Source organism: Sphingopyxis sp. OAS728, assembly GCF_014873485.1.
Taxonomy (GTDB): Bacteria; Pseudomonadota; Alphaproteobacteria; order Sphingomonadales; family Sphingomonadaceae; genus Sphingopyxis.
This window is the reverse complement of record NZ_JADBDT010000001.1, coordinates 133,227-152,346: the sequence shown is the minus strand read 5'-3', so window position 1 is coordinate 152,346 and position 19,120 is coordinate 133,227. Positions and strand designations below refer to the sequence as shown.

Sequence of the window (19,120 nt, the reverse complement as noted above, 5' to 3'; positions counted from 1 at the left end):
AAGGGCTTCTCGCGGCCGATTGCGGGAGGGAAATCAATCGGGCCGGCAAACGAAATAATTGTTCATCTGGTCGTGCGGCAACTGGTGCACCTCGACACGGAAGAAACCCGCGTCGGCGAGCATCGCGAGCGCCAGCTGCTCGCCCCACGCGGCGCCAAGCCCCACTCCGCCCTGCCCCAGCGACACCGACATGCAATGCATGCACGACACGGTGTAGATGAAGGGCGCGAGCGGGTTGTCGAGATTGTCGGCCACGTCGGTCGCGGCGCGGATTTCCTGCATCACATAGGTACCGCCGGGTTTCAGCAGCCGCCTTATATGCGCCAGCACCGCCGCGGGATGCGCCTGATCGTGGATCGCGTCGAAGGTGAAGATCAGGTCGAATGTCGCCGTCCCCTCGAGCAAGGTCGCATCGGCGCGCTCGAACCGGACATTGTCCAGCCCGCGCTCGGCGGCCTCGATTTCGGCAAGCAGCACCGTGTCGGCGCACAGATCATAGCCGGTGAAGCGGCTGTTCGGGAAAAGCTCGGCGAGCCGGATCATCGCCTTGCCCAGCCCGCAGCCGACATCGGCGACCGCAATCCCGGCCTCGAGCTGATCGATCGTCCACGGCGCGAGGGGCAGGATGGCATCCTCCAGCGCCGCGACGACATTCTGATAGCTATCCTCGGCCATGCATTCATGGAAACGGTCGTAATCGCCGTACGACAGCCCGCCGCCGTTTTTGAAACAGTCGACGATCCGCGTCTCGACCGAGCCGAGCACCGAAAGATACTGGAAATAGCTGCTCATCGACCCATAGGCGGCGTCGGTTCCAAGGAACGCGCCATGCGCTGCGGGCAGAATATATTTGCCGGTCCTGCGATCGATCAAGACGATCCCGGCAGTCGCCATCGCGCCCAGCCATTCGCGGACATAGCGTTCGTTGAGCGCGGCGCGTGTCGCCAGCTCGTCGCTGGACAGCGCCCCCCCGCCCTTCATCGCGCTGAACAGACCTGTGCGGTGACCGATCGCGATCATCAACCCGGCCATACCGTTGTTGACCATCGCGATCAGTTTCCCTGCGAACGCTTCTTCCTCCGCGCTGAGCGACTCCGATTCAATCACATCGGTCATGAGGTTCACATTGCTGCACATGGCGCTTCTCCGTCGCCTTGGGTCAGATGAAGATCAGATGCGGCATCACCGCAAAGATCAAAAAGGCGAAGCTGAGCGACGCCATTGCGGCGAGCGGTTCGCCATTCAGGGATTTGAAGTTACCGTACATTTTCTGCCTCCTTTGTTGGCGAGGACAGAAATGCCCACGCGCCGTGTGCGGCAGCGTTTGAACGAGCGTTGGAATTTGCCGTGACAGCGTGGAAATTGCGCGGCAGACCGTCTCCATGCGCGGATCGGAGCCCTTCGAGGTCAGATTGCTCGGCGAGTTTGAGCTGCATCGCGGCGGCACCCCCGTCGCGCTCCCCGCCTCGCGCAAGACGCGCGCATTGCTCGCCTATCTGCTGCTCACCGGAAAGCCCGTCCGCCGCGAACGGCTCTGCGAAATCTTTTTCGACATCCCCGACGATCCGCGTGCCGCGCTCCGCTGGTCGCTATCGAAAATCCGCGCTTTGCTCGGCGACGAGGCCGACCTGCTCGCCGCCGACCGCGAACGCGTCGCGATCGATGCGTCGGGCTTTTCCTTCGACATCGACCGTCCCGATCCGCTCCGCGCGCTCGACGCGCCGTTGCCCGGGCTCGAGCTTTCTGGCCTCGACGAATATAGCCTGTGGCTCGCCTCCGAACGCGCGGCGATCGACCGCCGTCGCCGCCGCTGCCTCGACGAAGCCTCGCGGAACGCGATCTGGCCGTCGGCCGACCGGACGCGCTTCGCCGCCGCCGCCGACGCGCTCGACGACGGGCTCACCTCGGCGGTCGACCGCTCCGAATTTCCGGTGCAGCAAGTGCGCTATTGCTTCGCCCCCGACGGCGTCCGCATCGCCTATGCGGTGACGGGCAACGGCCCGCTGCTCGTCAAGACCGCGAACTGGCTCAACCACCTCGAACTCGACTGGGGCAGCCCGCTCTGGGGCCGCATGGTCGGCGGCCTGTCCGAACATTTCCGCCTCGTCCGCTATGACGAGCGCGGCAATGGCCTCTCCGACTGGGACGTCGGCCATATCTACTTTGAATCGCTCGTCACCGATCTCGAGGCGGTGGCCGACGCGCTCGGTCTCGACCGTTTCCCGCTCTTCGCGCTGTCACAGGGCTGCGCGGTCGCGATCGAATATACGCGGCGGCACCCCGAGCGCGTGTCGCACCTGATCCTGCTCGGCGGCTATGCCACCGGCTGGCGCCACCGCGTCGACGAGGGCGAGGCCGACGAGCGTGAGGCCGTCATCACATTGGTCCGCCGCGGCTGGGGCAAGGATACGCCGATCTATCGCCAGATCTTCTCGCAAAGCTTCACCCCGTCGGCGACCGCCGACGAACTCACTTGGTTCAACGATTTCCAGAAACAGACGGTGTCGCCCGACAATGCCGCCGCCTTCCTCGACCTGTTCGGCAATATCGACGTGCGCCAGCACCTCGAGCATATCGACGTACCCACATTGATCCTCCACGCGCGCGCCGACCAGCGCATCGGGATCGACCAAGCGATCGAACTGGCGTCGAACATCCGCGGCGCCTCGCTCGTCACGCTCGACACCGACAATCACATCCTGCGCTCGAACGAGCCCGCGATGGACGTCGTGATCGAACAGATCGTCAATTTCCTGAGCTGATCGCGCCCAACGGACCTAATTCTGGAAGATCGCCGGCGTTCCGGGTTTCACCATCTGCGCCAGACGCGCGGCGTCCCAATTGGTCAGCCTGACGCAGCCATGGCTCTCGGCGCGCCCGATCGTATGCGGCTCGCTTGTGCCGTGAATGCCATAATGCGGTTTGTTGAGGTCGAGCCACACGACGCCTACCGGGCTGTTCGGCCCGGGCTGCAGCAACACCGCTTCCTTGTTGTTGCTCACATCCCAGAACAGCTTGGGATTATAATGAAAATCGGGATTACGGCTGACGCCCTGGATTTTCCATTTGCCGATCGGCAGCGGATCGTGGCTGCTGCCCATCGTGGCGGGGAATTGTGCAACGAGCTTGTCGCCGTCGTCATAAACCTTCAACACCCCCTCGGACTTGTCGACCACCACCTTCGCCGCCGCCACCTGCGTCGGCGCAACCCCGAGCCGTTCGAGCGTGCCGTTCCACCCGCGCGCATCCTCGCCCAACGTCGCGCGGTCGATATCGGGGATATTGGGCACGCGAAACGGTCGGCCAGCCCCGACAAGCGTCGACGGGCTGTTGAGAGCGACAAGCGTTTCGGGCGTCGTGTGAAAGCGTTCGGCCAGCGCTTCGGTCAGATTGCGATAGCCGAGCGCGGGCAATTTGGACTGGTCGGCCGCATCCTTCGGAAAGGCCGGAACGAACGGCCCTTTGGCGAAACCCGCAGGTATGACGACCAACCGCGTTGCCGGGACATTGCGTCCCTGTTGCAGCGCCTTTTCGGTGGCTGCGTCGAGCTTGCCGCTCTCTTCAAGCCCTTGCGCCTCCTGAAAACCGCGGAGCGCGGCGACATAGGATTGCCCTTCCTTCCCGTCGATCACCCCCGGAGAGAGGCCAAGATGGTCGAGAAGCACCTGCGCACGAAGGATCGGCGGATCGGTGAAAGGCGCCGCGTCGGTTTTGGCGTCCTCAAAGCGGAGGCTATCGGAATCGGCGTCGACCTTGGCCGCCGGTGCTTTTTCGGAACCCTGCCCGTCCGGCGCCGCATTGCAACCGGCGACGAGCAACAGCCATGGTAGAATGAAGATAGGTTTCAAATGCTTGTCCTCGCAGTTCCGAACAGGGTTAACGATCCTGCGCTCGAAAGGATGCGGGACAAGGGGCAATCTGCGGACGGGAAGCCCGCTCTCAGCCTTCATCCTCGTCGGGGATAATCTCAGCCGCCAGCACCTTGTGGCGCAGCACATCCCAGTCGGGAAAGCGCCAGAAGGTCGGGCTGTCGCGGCCGATGATCCGCGGATGCTCCGCCGACGGCGCAATCGTGCGGTCGACAAATTCGATCTCGGCGAGCGCGTCGCAGTCGAAGAAGGCGCGCACGACCAGATCTTCGTCCGCTTCGCCCTCGCTGCCGACGACAATGCCGAGTTCGCCGGTCGACAAGCGGACGAGCGTGCCCATCGCATAGATGCCGAGGCTGTCGGCGAACCGGTCAAGCAACGCAGGGTCGAAATGCCCCTGCCACTTCTTCATTTCGGTCAGCGCCTCGCAAGGCGTCCACGCCTGCTTGTACGGCCGGTTCGACGTCACCGCGTCATACACGTCGCAGATCGCGCCCATGCGCGCCGCGAGCGATAGTTCTTCACCCTTCAGGCGGCCGGGATACCCCGTGCCGTCAACCTTCTCATGGTGCCGCAGGCAAAGCTCCAGCGCGATTTCGGGGGCTCCGGGCGAACTCGCAAGCAGGCGATGCCCCGCGGCCGGGTGCGAGCGGACCGAACGCATTTCGTCCTTCGACAGCGCGCCCGGCTTGTTCAATATCGCGTCCGAAACCGCGACCTTGCCAACATCGTGGAGCAGTCCGGCGACACCCATATCCTCGACCTGCTGCGGATCGAGTTCCAGATGACGCGCAAAATTGATCATCAGCGCACAGACCGCGACCGAGTGAAGGTAGGTATATTCGTCCTTCTCTTTCAGGCGCACGAGATTGATCAGCGCCTTGGCGTCGCGTTCGATCGACGCGCCGATCGAACTGGCGAGGCGCACCATACGTTTGACCTCGACCGCGCGGCCCAGCCGGGCCGCCTCGAACATGTCGACGACGGCCGCGCGCGTTCGCGAGATCACCGGCTTTGCGCGGCGGCACTCGCTCGAATAACCGCGGCGCGGACGCGGAGCCGCACGATCCTCGGGATCGGGTTGGGCGAAAATCTTTGGCAAGGGTGCGGTACGGACAGTCGGTCGCGGCCTGCCCCACGATCGCGACAGCTTTTGGCGTGGGCCTTCTTCGCCTTTGCTCGGCTGGCGCCCCCCGGACGGCGCAATCCCCCGCTCGGGATCGATCATCAGCCCTTCGATGCCCGAATTGCGAATGCGTTCCAGCTGCTCGATTGTCTCGACCCGGAAATTGCTCCGCCAGAACGGATGATCGAACCACGACCCTTCAAAGGCGTGGACGAACATGCCGATTTCGACGTCCTCTGGTTCAATTCGTACAAGCATTTTGGGTCCCGTTGCGGCCGCCTGATAGACACGCACCTTTCCCAATACGGCACGCTATGTGCCAAATTAAGTCACAACGTAACGTCTGCTTAACCTCAGTCGCCCGCAAAATCGAACGCGCTCACCCCGCGTTCGCCTTCGCGGAAGCGCAGCGGGCGGCCCAGCGGAGGCATCGATCGCTGGACGCAGCCGGTGCGCGTGCAGCGGCGGCAGCCGAGACCGATCGGCGTCGCGGGGCTGCGCATCAGATCGAGTCCGCGCGCGGCGATCAGCGGCGCTGCGACCTTCGCGTCGACCCCTACGCAAACCGCAAAGCGCGCGGGGGCGCCGCTTCCCGTCGCGCCGGGGGCGGCGACCGAACGCGATTGGGTGAACCAGCGCGATCCGTCCTCCAACTCGACGAGGTCGGCGACCACCTCGCCCGGGCGCGCAAAGGCTTCATGTACGCTCCACAGCGGGCAGCGCGCGTCGCCATCGACCAGCGGCGACTGGCTCGCCCCGGCATAGCGTTTGCTCCCCTGCCCCGCGCGATCGATGCGCAGCATGAAAAAGGGCAGCCCGCGCGCGCCGACGCGCTGCAAGGTCGTCAGCCGGTGCGCCACCTGTTCGTACCCCGCACCGAAGCGCCGCTGGAGCAGCAGCAGGTCATATCCCGTTGCGTCGCAGGCGCGCAGGAACCGGCTGTACGGCATCATCAGCGCCGCGGCGAAATACTGGATCAGATGGCGCTCGAACAGCTTGGCCGCCGCGCTCTCGGCGAATTCGGCGCCTGCAACGAGCGCGTCGATCTCGCCCTTTGCTTCGATCTGCGCAAGCGTTGCCGCGGCCTGAAAGGTGCGCGACGCGGGGCGCAGCAGCTCGTTCAGCATAAGTTGCCGCGCGTGCCAGTCGAGCCAGCGCAGCCGGTCGGGCATCACGTCGCTCGGCAGTATGCGAATGCCAAGTTGGTGCCGGGTGCGCAAACGCTCGGAAATCGTCCCATAGAGATCGCCGCCCGCCAGCCGTAACTCGTCCGCCAGTTCCTCGGCGCGCGCGTCGAGATCGGGGAAATGGTTGCGCCATTTCTCGATCGCCCGGCGCACGGCGGCAACTTCGGGCGCCTCTTCTTGCATCTCACCGCGCGCTTCGGGCGCGGCATCGAACAATCGCGCAAAGGCGGCGGCGGTCGCCGGGGCGGTCTGAAGCCACTCCTCGACCTCGTGCGCGCCGATCCCCAGATCGGCAAAACGCGGATCGGCGAGCCGCCGCCGCAGCCCTGCAAGCCCGCCCGGCAAATCTTCCGCACCGAGCTTCGCCGCATCGAACCCGAACCGTTCGGCCAGTTTGACGATCACAGTCGCGGACAATGGCCGCTGCCCATGCTCGATCAGATTGAGATAGCTCGGCGAAATATCGAGCGCCTCGGCCATCGCCGCCTGCGTCATCCCCGCCTCGCGCCGCACCTTGCGCACCGCCGGCCCCGCAAACACCCGCCGCTCTGCCATCCTGTAACTTTCTTTACTAATTTACAGCCTAATTTACACCTAACGTCCATATTTCACAAATATTATTGACAAAGCTTTTCACTTTTCGCTGCACTTTCGCCAACTTCCACCCATCAGCTTCGAACGAGGACAAGATGATGGGCTACCAAGAAGACATGGCGCAGGCAGGCCGCCTCATCCGCGATTATGACGGCACCTGGGATGGCATCAGCGGCGAGAGCATCGCCCGCATGCGCGCCCAGAACAAGTTCCGCACCGGCCTCGACGTCGCCCGGTACACCGCGCGCATTATGCGCGCCGACATGGCCGCCTATGACGCCGACCCCGCGAACTACACCCAGTCCTTGGGCTGCTGGCACGGCTTCATCGCGCAGCAGAAGATGATCTCGATCAAGAAGCATTTCGGCACCGTCAAGGGCCGCTATATCTATCTCTCGGGCTGGATGATCGCCGCGCTGCGCAGCGAATTCGGTCCGCTGCCCGACCAGTCGATGCACGAGAAGACCAGCGTTCCGGCGCTGATCGAGGAAATCTACACCTTCCTGCGTCAGGCCGACGCCCGCGAACTCGGCATGCTGTTCCGCGACCTCGACGCCGCGCGCGCCGAGGGTGACGAACTCAAGGCCAAGCAGGTGCAGGCCGCGATCGACAATCATGAAACGCACGTCGTGCCGATCATCGCCGACATCGACGCGGGCTTCGGCAATGCCGAGGCGACCTATCTGCTCGCCAAGAAGATGATCGAGGCCGGCGCCTGCGCGCTCCAGATTGAAAATCAGGTTTCGGACGAAAAGCAGTGCGGCCACCAGGACGGCAAGGTCACCGTGCCGCACGAGGATTTCATCGCGAAGATCCGCGCCTGCCGCTACGCCTTCATGGAACTCGGCGTCGAGGACGGCATCATCGTGACGCGCACGGACAGCCTCGGCGCGGGCCTGACCAAGCAGATCGCCTTCTCGAAGGAGGCCGGCGACCTTGGCGACCAGTATAACAGCTTCCTCGATTGCGAAGAGGTCGACGGCGCGGGCAACCCGGGCGACGTGCTGATCAACCGCGATGGCAAGCTGATGCGTCCGAAGCGCCTGCCCTCGAACCTCTATCAGTTTCGTTCGGGAACCGGCGAGGATCGCTGCGTCATGGATTGCATCGCATCCTTGCAGAACGGCGCCGACCTGCTGTGGATCGAGACCGAAAAGCCGCATATCGAACAGATCGCCGGCATGGTCGACCGCATCCGCGAGGTCGTCCCCAATGCGAAGCTCGCCTACAACAATTCGCCGAGCTTCAACTGGACGCTCAACTTCCGCCAGCAGGTGTTCGACGCGTGGAGCGCCGAGGGCAAGGACGTCAGCGCCTATGACCGCGCCAGGCTGATGAGCGCCGATTATGACGCCACGGCGCTGGGCGAAGAAGCCGACAACCGCATCCGCACCTTCCAGCGCGACGCGGCGAAGCGGGCGGGCATCTTCCACCACCTGATCACGCTGCCGACCTATCACACCGCGGCGCTCAGCACCGACAATCTCGCCAAGGAATATTTCGGCGACGAAGCGATGCTGGGTTACGTCAAGGGCGTCCAGCGCGCCGAAATCCGTCAGGGCATCGCCTGCGTGAAGCACCAGAATATGTCGGGCAGCGATATCGGCGACGATCACAAGGAATATTTCGCCGGCGAAGCGGCCCTCAAGGCCGCGGGCAAGGACAATACGATGAACCAGTTCGCCGCTTAAACGAGTTCGACGCGGGGGAAATGTTGCAGCCCCCGCGTCACCCCTCTTGGCGCGGAGGCCAGCGACCCGACCTCCGCGCCTACCGAGCTTTCCTGGGGAGGAAAGCCTGTCCGTCGGAAGCCCTTGCGCTTCCGGCGGACATTTTCATTGCGGCAGCGTCGCTTCCTCCTCGCGCGTCTTGACCAGCGACCAGATGACACCGCCCGCAATCAGCGCGACGGTGACGCCCAGGCTGACCAGCGGCGGAAACTTCGTGCCATCCAGAACGAAGTCGGCGACGAAAATCTTCGATCCGATGAAGACGAGCACCAGCGCGAGTGCATATTTGAGATAGTGGAAACGGTGCACCATCGCCGACAGCGCGAAATAGAGCGCGCGCAGGCCGAGGATCGCCATGATGTTCGACGTATAAACGATGAAGGTGTCGGTCGTGATCGCAAAGATCGCCGGCACGCTGTCGACCGCGAACACAAGGTCGGCGAGGTTGATCACGACGAGCGCGAGGAACAAAGGCGTCGCGGCGAGTACGATCTTGCCGGTCTTCGTATCGGGCACACGCACGAAGAATTTCTCGCCGTGCAATTCGTCGGTGATCGGCATCCGGCGCGATAGCCATTTGACGACCGGATTTCCCTTCACGTCCATCGGCTTTTCGCTTGCGAACAGCATCTTCACGCCAGTGAACACAAGGAACGCCGCAAAGATGTAGAGTACCCAGCCATATTCGGTGACAAGCGCCGCACCGCCCGCGATCATGATGCCGCGCAGCACGATCACCGCGACAATGCCCCAAAGGAGCGCGCGATACTGGTAACGCGGCGGGATCGCGAAGGTCGTGAAGATCAGCGAGATGACGAAGATATTGTCGATCGACAGCGCCTTCTCGATGAAGAAGCCAGTGTAATATTGGAGGCCCGCCTCGCCGCCCTTTGCGGCCCAGACCCATGCGCCGAACGCGGTCGCGATACCGATATAGAGCGCCGAGAGCTTGAGGCTCTCGCCGATCCCCATCTCCTTGTTCTCCTTGTTGAGGATACCAAGGTCGAAGGCGGTAAGCGCGATCACGAGCGCGATGAACGACAGCCAGAACCAGGCCGGGGTGCCCAGCCAGTCGGCAAACAGAAATTCCATGATGATGTCCCTGGATATGCGGAGCGCGCCACCTTTCGGCAGCGTGCTCGATCATCGATTATGGCGGGTTAGAGCGCGAACGCCGGGCGCAATGCGGGACGCTGCGTCAACGTCGCGAGCCGCTTCTTCACCGCGAGCTTCAGCGTCTTCAGCCGCAGCAGGCGAAACGGATCGGCGCCGCGGCGGCGCACCTCGCGGCGCTCGGCATCGTCGAGTTGACGATGGAGGACGGTCAGACGGTAGAGATTGGGATTGAGTGTCATTGAAAAGGGCCTCCTGATTGAGAAATCAAGCAGGTGACGCCGATGCCGGGACCCCAGGAAACAGGGGGGAGATAGGGCCAGAGCATCGGGGTCACCCGATGCGGTCCGACATCACGTGGCGGGAGATATCCCACCGACGCCAGAGGGGCCCGGCCCGCATATCCTTTATTTAGGGTGCCGCCGCGCCGCTTGCAAGTCCCCCGGCGTCCCGGCACGCTACGACGGGTGGAAGAGGAGGATTTGCATGAGCGTGCTTGTCGAAAGCGATGGCCCCGTCACGATCGTCACCATCGATCGCCCGGCGCGCCGCAACGCGGTCGATCCCGATACTGCCGCTGCTTTGCGGACCGCTTTCACGGCCTTCGCCGCCGACGAGAGCGCACGCGTCGCGATCCTGACCGGCAGCGACGGGCATTTCTGCGCCGGCTTCGACCTCAATGCCGTAGGGACGTCGCGCTACGACCCTGACGGCCCCGGACCGATGGGACCGACGCGGATGCTGATCGAGAAGCCCGTGATCGCTGCGGTCGAGGGGCATGCCGTCGCCGGCGGGCTCGAGCTGGCGCTCTGGTGCGACATGCGCGTTGCCGCCGCCAGCGCGATCTTCGGCGTCTATTGCCGCCGCTGGGGCGTGCCGCTGATCGACGGTGGCACCGTCCGCCTGCCGCGCATCGTCGGGCAAGGCCGCGCCCTCGACATGATCCTGACCGGGCGGCCGGTCGCCGCCGATGAGGCGCAGCGCATCGGCCTGGCCGACAGGATCGTCGCCGACGGTGAGGCGCTTGCCGCTGCAGTCGAATTGGCGAAGCAGATCGCGGCCTTCCCGCAAATCTGCGTGAACAGCGACCGGCTCAGCACCTATCGCCAATGGGATTTCGATATCGAAGGCGCCCTGTCGCACGAAGCGCACGCCGGGGCTGCTCCCTTGCGCGAAGGCGCGGCGGCGGGGGGCAAACGCTTTACCGAGGGCGCGGGCCGTGGCGGCAGCTTTGCGGCCTTCAAAGGAGAATGACGACGGCGATATGGACAAGGCGACCCCCGGGGCAAGCCGGGGGCCGAAGTGGGAGGCCATTATCGGCGCGCGCGAAGTCGCAACCTTAGCAAAACGCGCGGGGCGTCAGGGCTGATTGCGATGTTGGTGCCGCGCGATGCCGGCGGGGGAAACTTACCCGCGATCAATCAATTCGATCGAAATGCGTCGTTTCCAGTTTTTGACGATTGTCGGCGGACCAGACGATCGTTTCGGTCATGGATTTCAGATCCTTGGCGACGGTGTAGACGCGCGTCGAAACCCGCGCGCCCGCCTTGCCCAGCGTCATGACCAAGGTATCCGGCGCCGGCTGACGCAAGGCAACGCTGTCGATGAAATCCATATTGCCGGTGATCGGTACGGCGACGCCGTCAAGCGCGGCAGTCGATTCCGAATGCTTGCTGGAACCGTCCGGCGCAATGATTTCCACGCGCGTTGTCCATTTTCCGTCCGCCGATGGACGGAACGTCATCGTGACCCGTTGAGGGCGTTCCTTTTCCGGCATCTGCGACGCGTCCAGCGACCAGCTTCCGACCAACGGCAATGGCTTGGAGGCGGCGGCGTAAACGGCGTTCGGCGTTCCGGCCTGATCGGCGGAAGGAGCGGCTGCGAACATCAGTCCAGCGGCGGCCATGGGTATTGCAATGAGCATGATGATCATTCCTTTCGAACCGCGACCTCCAACGGCCGCGGTGTACGCCAAGTCCTTTCCGTTGGGGCGCTGTCTCGAAAGATCGATATTTTCGTCACAAGTTTTTTGGAGGTCCAGAAGGCGTGCCAATTCGCGGCTGCTGCCGACCCCCGTTTTGCGCCGGGCGGCACGCAAACGCTCGTTGATCGACGTTTCCGAACGGCCGAGACGCGCTGCGATGGTCTTTACCGTATGCCCGGCGACCAGCAGGCGAAGAATTTCCATTTCCCGATCGGTGAGGCACGCGGTCAAGCCGGGAGCGGGTTCATTGGCAGACATGTCTTTTGCTCACCACAGCGCCGCGAACAGGTCCATCCCAATTTATTTGGGAAACGGCCGCGTGGCCGGGCAATGCGGCATCAGTGGCTCGCCGCTTTCCGCGCCTCTTATTTCTTCGCCATCAACTTCAATGTCATCGCCGTCAGTGCCTCGGTCGCGGTCGAGATCACGGCGGGGGCGTCGGGTGCCCAGAAGGGCGAATGGAGGCTGGGCAGCGTCCGCCCTTCCTTCTTCGCCGCGTCATATTCGGCCTGCGGCACCCCGCCGACCCAGACGATCAGGCTCTTGATGCTCTTGTCCTCGCGCCAGAAGCGGCTGAAATCCTCGCCGCCCATCACCGGGGGCATCTGAACGACGCGGTCCTCGCCGAAGCTCGTTTTCAGAAACGCCGCCATTTCCTGGGTGAACTCCGGGGTATTGAAGGTCGCGGGGGTATATTCGTCCTTTTGCACCGTCACGACGGGCATCTTGTCCTCGGGCATGCCGGCGGCGATCGCCTCGCCCTTCGCGATACGCGCGATTCCGTCGAGCAGGTGGTCGCGCACCTCGTCGCTATAGCTGCGCACCGTGAGCTGCAGCTTCGCTTCGTCCGAAATGATATTGTGCTTTGCCCCCGCATGGAAGCTGCCGACCGTCACCACCGCGCTGTCGAGCGGACTGATCTCGCGCGAGACGAGCGTCTGGAGCGCGCCGACGATACGGCTCGCGAGCACGATCGGATCCTTGGTCGTCTGCGGATAGGCGCCATGGCCGCCAACGCCCTTCACCGTGATGTCAACACTGTCGACATTGGCGAGCGCATAACCCGGCGTATAGCCGATCTTGCCCGCCTGGAACTGTGCCGCGTCATGGAATGCGAGCGCATATTGCGGTTTGGGAAAGCGCGTATAAAGGCCGTCGGCGAGCATCATGCGCGCGCCCGCCCCGCGTTCTTCGGCGGGCTGGCCGATCATCACCAGCGTGCCCGACCATTTCGCCTTGTTCGCCGCCATCAGCCGCGCGACGCCGATCCATGCGGTCATATGCGTGTCGTGGCCGCATGCGTGCATCACGCCGGTTTCGACGCCTTCCTTCGTGGTCACGCGTATCTTCGACGCGCCGGGGAGCCCCGTCTGTTCGGTGACCGGCAGCCCGTCCATGTCGGCGCGCACCATCACCACCGGGCCCGGGCCGTTCTCCATCACCGCAACGACGCCGGTACCGCCTACCTTTTCGGTGACATTGAAGCCCAGCTTGCGCGCCTCGCCCGCGAGGATACCCGCCGAGCGCACCTCCATGAAGCTGAGTTCGGGGTTGGCATGCAGATCCTTGTAGATCGCCATGAGCGAAGGCATCTGCTTTTCGACCTCGCCGCCGAGCGTTTGCGCCGCGGCAGGCGCAGCCAAAGCCAGCGCCGCCGCGCTCATCAACAAAATCCGCATGCCAATTCCCCTGTTGTTCTTTTCAGCCCGCCGGGACCAGTTCGATCACGTCGAGCAAGGATTCATAAGCCGGCGCCGGCAACACGAGCCGCCAGCGATTGTCGCCGATCCGTTCGACCAGCCCTGCCATGTCGCGCATCCGGTCGCTGCCATAATTGACCGCCATCTTCTCGTCGCCGAGTTCGAGCGTGCCGAGAAAAATCTGCCGCTTCAGATTGTCGGGAAAGATCAGCCCGACGGGACGCTGCGACCCCGTTATCTTGGTCAGGCTCGACAACCCCTGTTCGGGCGCGACGCGGCAACGGAACCAGCCATAGGCGACGTAGGACAGCCCGCTCCGCCCCTGCGTGCCGAGCTTGATCGTCCGGCAACGATAATCGCCCGCCGGCAGATGCGGATTGGGCAGCGCGGCGGTCGGCTGCAGCAATATGCCCTCGCGGTCGATATCACCCCCAAAGCCTTTCGCCCGCGCATCGGCCAGCGCCGCCTGCCAGCTCTTGTACCAGCCCCGGATGCGCTCCTGATCCTGATCAGTTGCCGTTGCGCGCCAGGTGCACGTCTCCGGCGGCGCATCGGCCGACGACGGAGGCACCGGCGGCACCACCGACTTGCACGCGCCAAGGGTGACGCCGAGCGCCACCGCCAAAACCCAAATGGTGCGACCCATGATTCTCCGTTTCTCCCCAGTCCCTCTATCGTTAACCTTAAGAGGGCAAAGGAGATTGCTCAAGAGCGCAGCGGGTCAAGCAGCCGTCCAGCCACCATCGACGCTCAGGTTTGCGCCGGTGATGTTCGCCGCCTCGTCGCGCGTCAGGAAGGAGGCGATGGCCGCGACCTGCTCGACCGTGACGAACTGCTTCGTCGGCTGACCCGCGAGCAGCACGTCGTTGATCACCTGCTCGCGCGTCATGTTCCGCGCCTTCATCGTGTCGGGGATCTGGTTCTCGACCAGCGGCGTCCAGACATAGCCCGGACTGATACAATTCACCGTGATCCCGGCATCGGCGACTTCGAGCGCGACGGTCTTGGTCAGGCCCGCGAGGCCGTGCTTCGCGGTGACATAGGCCGATTTGAACGGCGAGGCGACGAGCGAATGCGCCGACGCGGTCGCGATGATGCGCCCCCATTTCTTCTTGCGCATGACAGGCACGGCATGGCGGATGGTATGAAACGCCGCGGTCAAATTGAGCGCGATGATCATGTCCCATTTCTCGACCGGAAAATCCTCGACCGGCGAGACGAACTGCATGCCCGCATTGTTCACGAGGATGTCGACCCCGCCGAAATCCTTCTCGGCGCGCTTGAACATGTCCTCGATCGCCTCGGGCTTGGTGAGGTCGGCGCCGTCATAGGCCGCCTTCCCGCCGCTGGTCGCCTCCAGCCCCTTGCGTTCGGTCTCGATCGCATCGGCTTCGCCGAACCCGTTGATGATGATGTTCGCGCCCTCGGCGGCAAAGGCCTTGGCGATTCCGAGCCCGATGCCCGAGGTCGATCCGGTGACGAGGGCGGTCTTTCCTTTAAGGCGCATCGATAATCCTTTCAGTGAGGGAGAATGTGAAGGTGAAGATGGTCGCCGGCCGCTTCAACCATCCTTTGGTCTGAGCCCGTTCGATTGCACTGCAAAACTGTCCGAGCGCCCTTCGGCGATGCTGTCCGCGAGCAGGTGCCCATCCTTCATCGCCGCCTCGACGGCGTCACGGCCCAGCGCCCAGTTGACCTCCATCGTCGAACGCGAAAATTCGAAATCGCGCGCACCCGTCTGCCACGCCGGCGGTTCGTGGATCAACTGGACGACGTTGAGCGCCTTGCAGTCGACCATCCGCCGCACCGCCTTGACCTCTGGCAGGTCCGCGCATTCCGACGGCAGTTTTTCCAGCATGCGGTCGATCAACCGGTGCTCCTTGCGGCGCCGCACCAGCCCGTCCGAAATGCGCCGCGTGCGGCTCGAGTAACGAATGTCCTTTTCGCGCGACCAGGCCGCCTCCATATCGTGCGGGCGCTCGCCGCGCGCGGGGAACAGGTCGACCTGAAAGACCAGCATGTCCTTGTTCGCGGCCTCGACGACATGCTCGAGCGGGGTGTTCGACACGAGGCCGCCATCCCAATACCAATTGCCGTCGATCTCGACCGGCGGCAGGCCCGGCGGCAGCGCGCCCGACGCCAAGATGTGGCGCGCGTCGATCATGTCGCACTGCGTGTCGAAATAACGGAAATTGCCGGTTTCGACCGCAACGGCGCCGACCGACAGCCGCACCTTGCCATTGTTCACGCGGTCCCAGTCGACCAGCCGGTCGAGCGTCGCGATCAAGGGCGTGGTGTCGTAAAAGCTGACCGCCTCGGGCGTCTGCCGCTCGGCAAACGCCGGTGGCGGAAAGCGCGGGATGAAAAATCCCGGGACCCCGAACGCCGTCACCTGCGCCGCCGCCGCCAGATGCGTCCATTCGCGCGCCCAGTCATTATCCGCGGTCGGCAGCGACGGCAGTGCGGACGAGACGCCCTCCCAGAACTCACGCATCTTGCCGACGGCCTGATCGCGTTCGTTCCCCGCGATGATCGCGGCGTTGACCGCGCCGATCGAAATCCCCGCCACCCAGTCGAGCTCGATCCCAAGCTCGATCAGCGCCTCATAAACTCCCGCCTGAAACGCCCCGAGCGCGCCGCCGCCCTGCAGGACGAGCACGACGAGATCGGGAAGCGGAAGGGCAGCACGGGCGGCGCGGCGGGGCATGGACTCGGGGGATCCTTCTTGGAAGCGCGCCGGATTTGTGCACCGCAACACAGGCTATTGCAATGGCCGGGTGATATGCGAACCCCCTTCCAATTGCCCGGCGCTGCTGTAACTATCGCGGTAGACCAGAATTTTACCGGTGGAGAAGCCCGATGCGCCTCGACGACTATGATCCCGGAGACGATATCCGCGACCTAGGCCGCAGCGGCGGCGGATTCAGTGGCGGCGGTGGCGGTGGCCTCGGCGGACTCCTTATCGGATTCCTCCCGATGCTGCTCGGACGCAAGATGGGTTGCGGCACGATCCTGCTGATCGGCGTGGCCGCCTTTTTCCTGCTCGGCCCCGGCGCCAATATGCTCAGCAGCGGGAGCGGGACCGCCGACCCGATGGCCGACAGCCGCGGTACCAATACACAGGCTTGCGATACCGAGGGCGAACGCTTCGCGTGTAACGTCTTCAGTTCGACGAACAAATTCTGGGGTACGCAGATCAACGGTTATCAAGAACCGAAACTGCGCTTCTTCACCGATCGCAACCAGTCGGGCTGCGGCGCGGCGCAAGCCGCGATGGGGCCGTTCTACTGCCCCGCCGATCAGGGCATCTATTTGGACACGGCCTTCTTTGGCGAACTCGCGCAGCGGTTTGGGGCCGCGGGCGATGCTGCGCAGGCCTATGTCGTCGCGCACGAAGTCGGCCATCACATCCAGACGATCAGCGGCATTTCCGAACAGGTCCGCCGCGCGCAGTCGCGATCCTCGCAGGCCGAGGGCAACGCACTGCAGGTCCGTATGGAGTTGCAGGCTGATTGCTACGCCGGCGTCTGGGCGGCGCGCGCGAAGACAAACGACGGCCAGTCCGTAATGGAACCGGGCGACATGGAAGAAGCGATGCGCGCCGCCAATGCGATCGGCGACGATACGCTGATGCGCTCGGCGGGCCAACGCCCCGTACCCGAAAGCTTCACCCACGGGACGAGCGAACAACGCATGACTTGGCTGCGCCGCGGCCTGCAATCGGGAGATCCGCGCCAGTGCGACGCGTTCGGTTCGAATATCTGACGGCGGCGCTCGCGGCGGTCCTCGCCGCGACGCCCGCGTCGGCCGAAACCCTCTATATCCAGACCGGACGCCTGATCGACGGCGTCTCGAACGAGGTGCACACCGGCCAGTGCATCACCGTCGAGGCCGAGCGCATCAAGGCCGTCGGCGCGTGCGGCAAGGCGCCCGACGGCGCAACGGTCGTCGACTGGTCCGCCTATACCGTCTTGCCCGGCCTGATCGACCTCCACACGCATCTCGCCGACCTCGGCCAGAGCGCCGACCTCGCCGCACCGATGAAAGCCTCGCCCGCCGAAACCGCACTCGTCGGCGCGCGCAACGCGCGCGTGACGCTCGACGCGGGTTTCACCAGCGTGCGCGATGTCGGCACTTATCGCGGGCTCACCGATGTGACGCTGCGCAACGCGATCGACCGTGGTGACGTGCCGGGTCCGCGCATGTGGGTCGCGGGCGCCTATCTCACCATCCCCAAGGGTGGCGGAGAACTCAATGGCGTCGTCCCGAACGAGCAATTGCCGCCCGACATGCGGCTCGGCGTCGCAGCGACGCCCGAGGAAGCAGCAGCGAAGACGACCTATTTGCTCGATCATGGCGCGGACTTCATCAAGACGATCGCGACCGGCGCGGTCCTTGCGATCGGCACCGAGCCCGGCGCCCCCGAAATGACCGTCGACCAGCTCCGCGCGGTCGTGAAGGTCGCGCATGCCCGCGGCAAGAAGGTGACCGCGCACGCGCATGGCGCGATCGGCATCCAGAATGCGATCAACGCGGGGGTCGACAGCATCGAGCACGCCAGCCTCGCCGACGAAGCGACGCTCCAGCTTGCGAAAAAACACGGTACCTGGCTCGCGATGGATATCTACAACGGCACCTACATCGACGATGTCGGCACGAAGGAAGGCTGGCCCGAGGAATATCTGCGCAAGAACCGCGAAACGACCGACGCGCAGCGCGCCGCTTTCAAGCGCGCGGTCGAGCTCGGCGTCAACATCGGTTACGCCACCGACGCGGGCGTCTATCCGCACGGGCTCAACGCACGCCAGTTCCGCAATATGGTCAAATATGGAATGACGCCGATGCAGGCGATCCAGTCGGCAACCGGCCGCGCATCGGAGGAAATCGGCCGCAGCGATGTCGGCGCGATCGTACCCGGCCGCTACGCCGATTTCGTCGCGGTGAAGGCCGACCCGCTCGCCGACATCACCGTGCTCGAAAAGATCGATCATGTAATGAAGGGCGGCGCCCTCGTCCGCTAAGGCTTGCCGCTGCGCTCCGCAGCGTGCAGTTCCGCCCGTTCGAGCAGCAGAGCAAGATCATCACGGCTGATGTCGAACGTCTCGCCCAAGTCGTCGAGCGCTTGGTCGATATCGCCCATCAGCAAGCCGGACGCGGGTGCAGGCGGCAAGGCCTTGCCTTCGACGGGCTTGGCGCGGTGCGGATAGCTATGTCCCGAGAAGCGGTGGAACATCCATCCGATCGCCACCATCAGCAGCGAATTGACGAGAACGACGATCAGGAAATCGGCCACATGCGCCGAGAACAGCGCATAGCCTCCGAGCACGGCACTCAGCGCCGCGGCGCCGCCGGGCGGATGCAGGCAGCGCAAGAGCGACATCGTCATGATCGCGAGCGAAACCGCGACCGCCGCGGCAATCGCCGGATCGGGGAATATCCACGCAACGATCGCGCCGACGATCGCCGAAATCACATTGCCGCCGGCGATCGACCAGGGCTGCGCGAGCGGGCTTGCTGGCACCGCGAACAGCAGCACCGCCGATGCTCCCATCGGCGCGACGATCCATGGCATTGTCGAGGGGAACAGCGCGGTGCAGGTCAGCCCGACGAAGCCGATCCCGATCAGCGCGCCGACGCTGGCGATCACGCGGTCGCGCAGACTCGCACCCGCCAACAGCGGCACGAAGATGCGGCCTGTGTTCAATATGGCGCGAACCATCGGTTTCCTTCTCGTTCCTCGACCGGCCCGATGGCGCTTTTCCTTTTGGCCCGCCAGCGAAATTTAGTTGGCGTCGGCGAAGCGCGATTTGGCGCGCC

The 19,120-nt window shown here is 64.2% G+C and carries 17 protein-coding genes; 5 read left to right on the top strand and 12 right to left on the bottom strand.

Going from position 1 to position 19,120, the window contains the following annotated elements; all coding sequences use genetic code 11:
• Positions 1-33 precede the first annotated feature (33 nt).
• The gene (locus GGC65_RS00745; RefSeq protein WP_192645408.1) at positions 34-1,116 is read right to left on the bottom strand and encodes a class I SAM-dependent methyltransferase; all 1,083 of its coding nucleotides are present in this window, start codon (positions 1,114-1,116) and stop codon (positions 34-36) included.
• 266 nt (positions 1,117-1,382) lie between these two features.
• Between GGC65_RS00745 and GGC65_RS00740 the strand changes: the two genes are divergently transcribed.
• A complete protein-coding gene (locus GGC65_RS00740) occupies positions 1,383-2,762 on the top strand; it encodes an alpha/beta hydrolase (protein WP_192645407.1) in 1,380 nt (459 codons plus the stop codon).
• 15 nt (positions 2,763-2,777) lie between these two features.
• Here GGC65_RS00740 and GGC65_RS00735 read toward each other — a convergent pair whose 3' ends face one another.
• From GGC65_RS00735 to GGC65_RS00725, 3 genes are all read right to left on the bottom strand, one after another.
• On the bottom strand, positions 2,778-3,848 hold the full coding sequence (locus GGC65_RS00735; RefSeq protein ID WP_225940614.1) for a L,D-transpeptidase family protein: 1,071 nt from the start codon (positions 3,846-3,848) through the stop codon (positions 2,778-2,780).
• A gap of 91 nt (positions 3,849-3,939) precedes the next feature.
• Positions 3,940-5,253 (bottom strand): HD-GYP domain-containing protein, encoded by a 1,314-nt coding sequence (locus tag GGC65_RS00730; protein WP_192645405.1) that lies wholly within the window; start codon positions 5,251-5,253, stop codon positions 3,940-3,942.
• Positions 5,254-5,348: 95 nt separating this feature from the next.
• Complete coding sequence (locus GGC65_RS00725) at positions 5,349-6,737, bottom strand: helix-turn-helix domain-containing protein (protein WP_192645404.1); 1,389 nt, start codon at positions 6,735-6,737, stop codon at positions 5,349-5,351.
• Between the two features lie 137 nt (positions 6,738-6,874).
• On the opposite strand from GGC65_RS00725, the gene GGC65_RS00720 reads away from it, so the two are divergent.
• Positions 6,875-8,467 (top strand): isocitrate lyase, encoded by a 1,593-nt coding sequence (locus GGC65_RS00720; protein ID WP_192649334.1) that lies wholly within the window; start codon positions 6,875-6,877, stop codon positions 8,465-8,467.
• Positions 8,468-8,611: 144 nt separating this feature from the next.
• Here the strand turns inward: GGC65_RS00720 and GGC65_RS00715 are convergent, their stop codons facing one another.
• Both GGC65_RS00715 and GGC65_RS00710 read right to left on the bottom strand, forming a co-directional pair.
• Positions 8,612-9,598: a TerC family protein gene (locus GGC65_RS00715; RefSeq protein ID WP_192645403.1), complete on the bottom strand. Its 987-nt coding sequence runs from the start codon at positions 9,596-9,598 to the stop codon at positions 8,612-8,614.
• Positions 9,599-9,666: 68 nt separating this feature from the next.
• Positions 9,667-9,861 carry a hypothetical protein gene (locus tag GGC65_RS00710; protein WP_192645402.1) on the bottom strand — a complete coding sequence of 65 codons (195 nt, stop codon included), beginning with the start codon at positions 9,859-9,861 and terminating at the stop codon, positions 9,667-9,669.
• Between the two features lie 244 nt (positions 9,862-10,105).
• Between GGC65_RS00710 and GGC65_RS00705 the strand changes: the two genes are divergently transcribed.
• The gene (locus tag GGC65_RS00705; RefSeq protein ID WP_192645401.1) at positions 10,106-10,873 is read left to right on the top strand and encodes a crotonase/enoyl-CoA hydratase family protein; all 768 of its coding nucleotides are present in this window, start codon (positions 10,106-10,108) and stop codon (positions 10,871-10,873) included.
• 163 nt (positions 10,874-11,036) lie between these two features.
• On the opposite strand, the gene GGC65_RS00700 is transcribed toward GGC65_RS00705, so the two are convergent.
• The 5 genes from GGC65_RS00700 to GGC65_RS00680 all read right to left on the bottom strand — a co-directional run bounded on the left by GGC65_RS00700 (position 11,037) and on the right by GGC65_RS00680 (position 16,010).
• Complete coding sequence (locus tag GGC65_RS00700; protein ID WP_225940613.1) at positions 11,037-11,861, bottom strand: helix-turn-helix domain-containing protein; 825 nt, start codon at positions 11,859-11,861, stop codon at positions 11,037-11,039.
• Between the two features lie 107 nt (positions 11,862-11,968).
• Positions 11,969-13,282 (bottom strand): amidohydrolase, encoded by a 1,314-nt coding sequence (locus GGC65_RS00695; RefSeq protein WP_192645400.1) that lies wholly within the window; start codon positions 13,280-13,282, stop codon positions 11,969-11,971.
• A 22-nt stretch (positions 13,283-13,304) separates the two neighbouring features.
• Positions 13,305-13,949 (bottom strand): DUF4893 domain-containing protein, encoded by a 645-nt coding sequence (locus GGC65_RS00690; RefSeq protein WP_192645399.1) that lies wholly within the window; start codon positions 13,947-13,949, stop codon positions 13,305-13,307.
• 75 nt (positions 13,950-14,024) lie between these two features.
• Positions 14,025-14,810 (bottom strand): 3-hydroxybutyrate dehydrogenase, encoded by a 786-nt coding sequence (locus GGC65_RS00685; RefSeq protein WP_192645398.1) that lies wholly within the window; start codon positions 14,808-14,810, stop codon positions 14,025-14,027.
• Between the two features lie 54 nt (positions 14,811-14,864).
• Positions 14,865-16,010 (bottom strand): patatin-like phospholipase family protein, encoded by a 1,146-nt coding sequence (locus tag GGC65_RS00680; protein ID WP_192645397.1) that lies wholly within the window; start codon positions 16,008-16,010, stop codon positions 14,865-14,867.
• A gap of 152 nt (positions 16,011-16,162) precedes the next feature.
• On the opposite strand from GGC65_RS00680, the gene GGC65_RS00675 reads away from it, so the two are divergent.
• Positions 16,163-17,068, top strand: coding sequence for a neutral zinc metallopeptidase (locus GGC65_RS00675; RefSeq protein ID WP_192645396.1), 906 nt, complete (start codon positions 16,163-16,165; stop codon positions 17,066-17,068).
• Positions 17,041-18,324 (top strand): metal-dependent hydrolase family protein, encoded by a 1,284-nt coding sequence (locus GGC65_RS00670; protein ID WP_192645395.1) that lies wholly within the window; start codon positions 17,041-17,043, stop codon positions 18,322-18,324. Before GGC65_RS00675 ends, GGC65_RS00670 begins: the two co-directional genes overlap by 28 nt.
• Here the strand turns inward: GGC65_RS00670 and GGC65_RS00665 are convergent.
• Complete coding sequence (locus tag GGC65_RS00665) at positions 18,321-19,022, bottom strand: HPP family protein (protein WP_192645394.1); 702 nt, start codon at positions 19,020-19,022, stop codon at positions 18,321-18,323. The two genes, GGC65_RS00670 and GGC65_RS00665, sit on opposite strands and share 4 nt — an antisense overlap.
• Positions 19,023-19,120 lie beyond the last annotated feature (98 nt).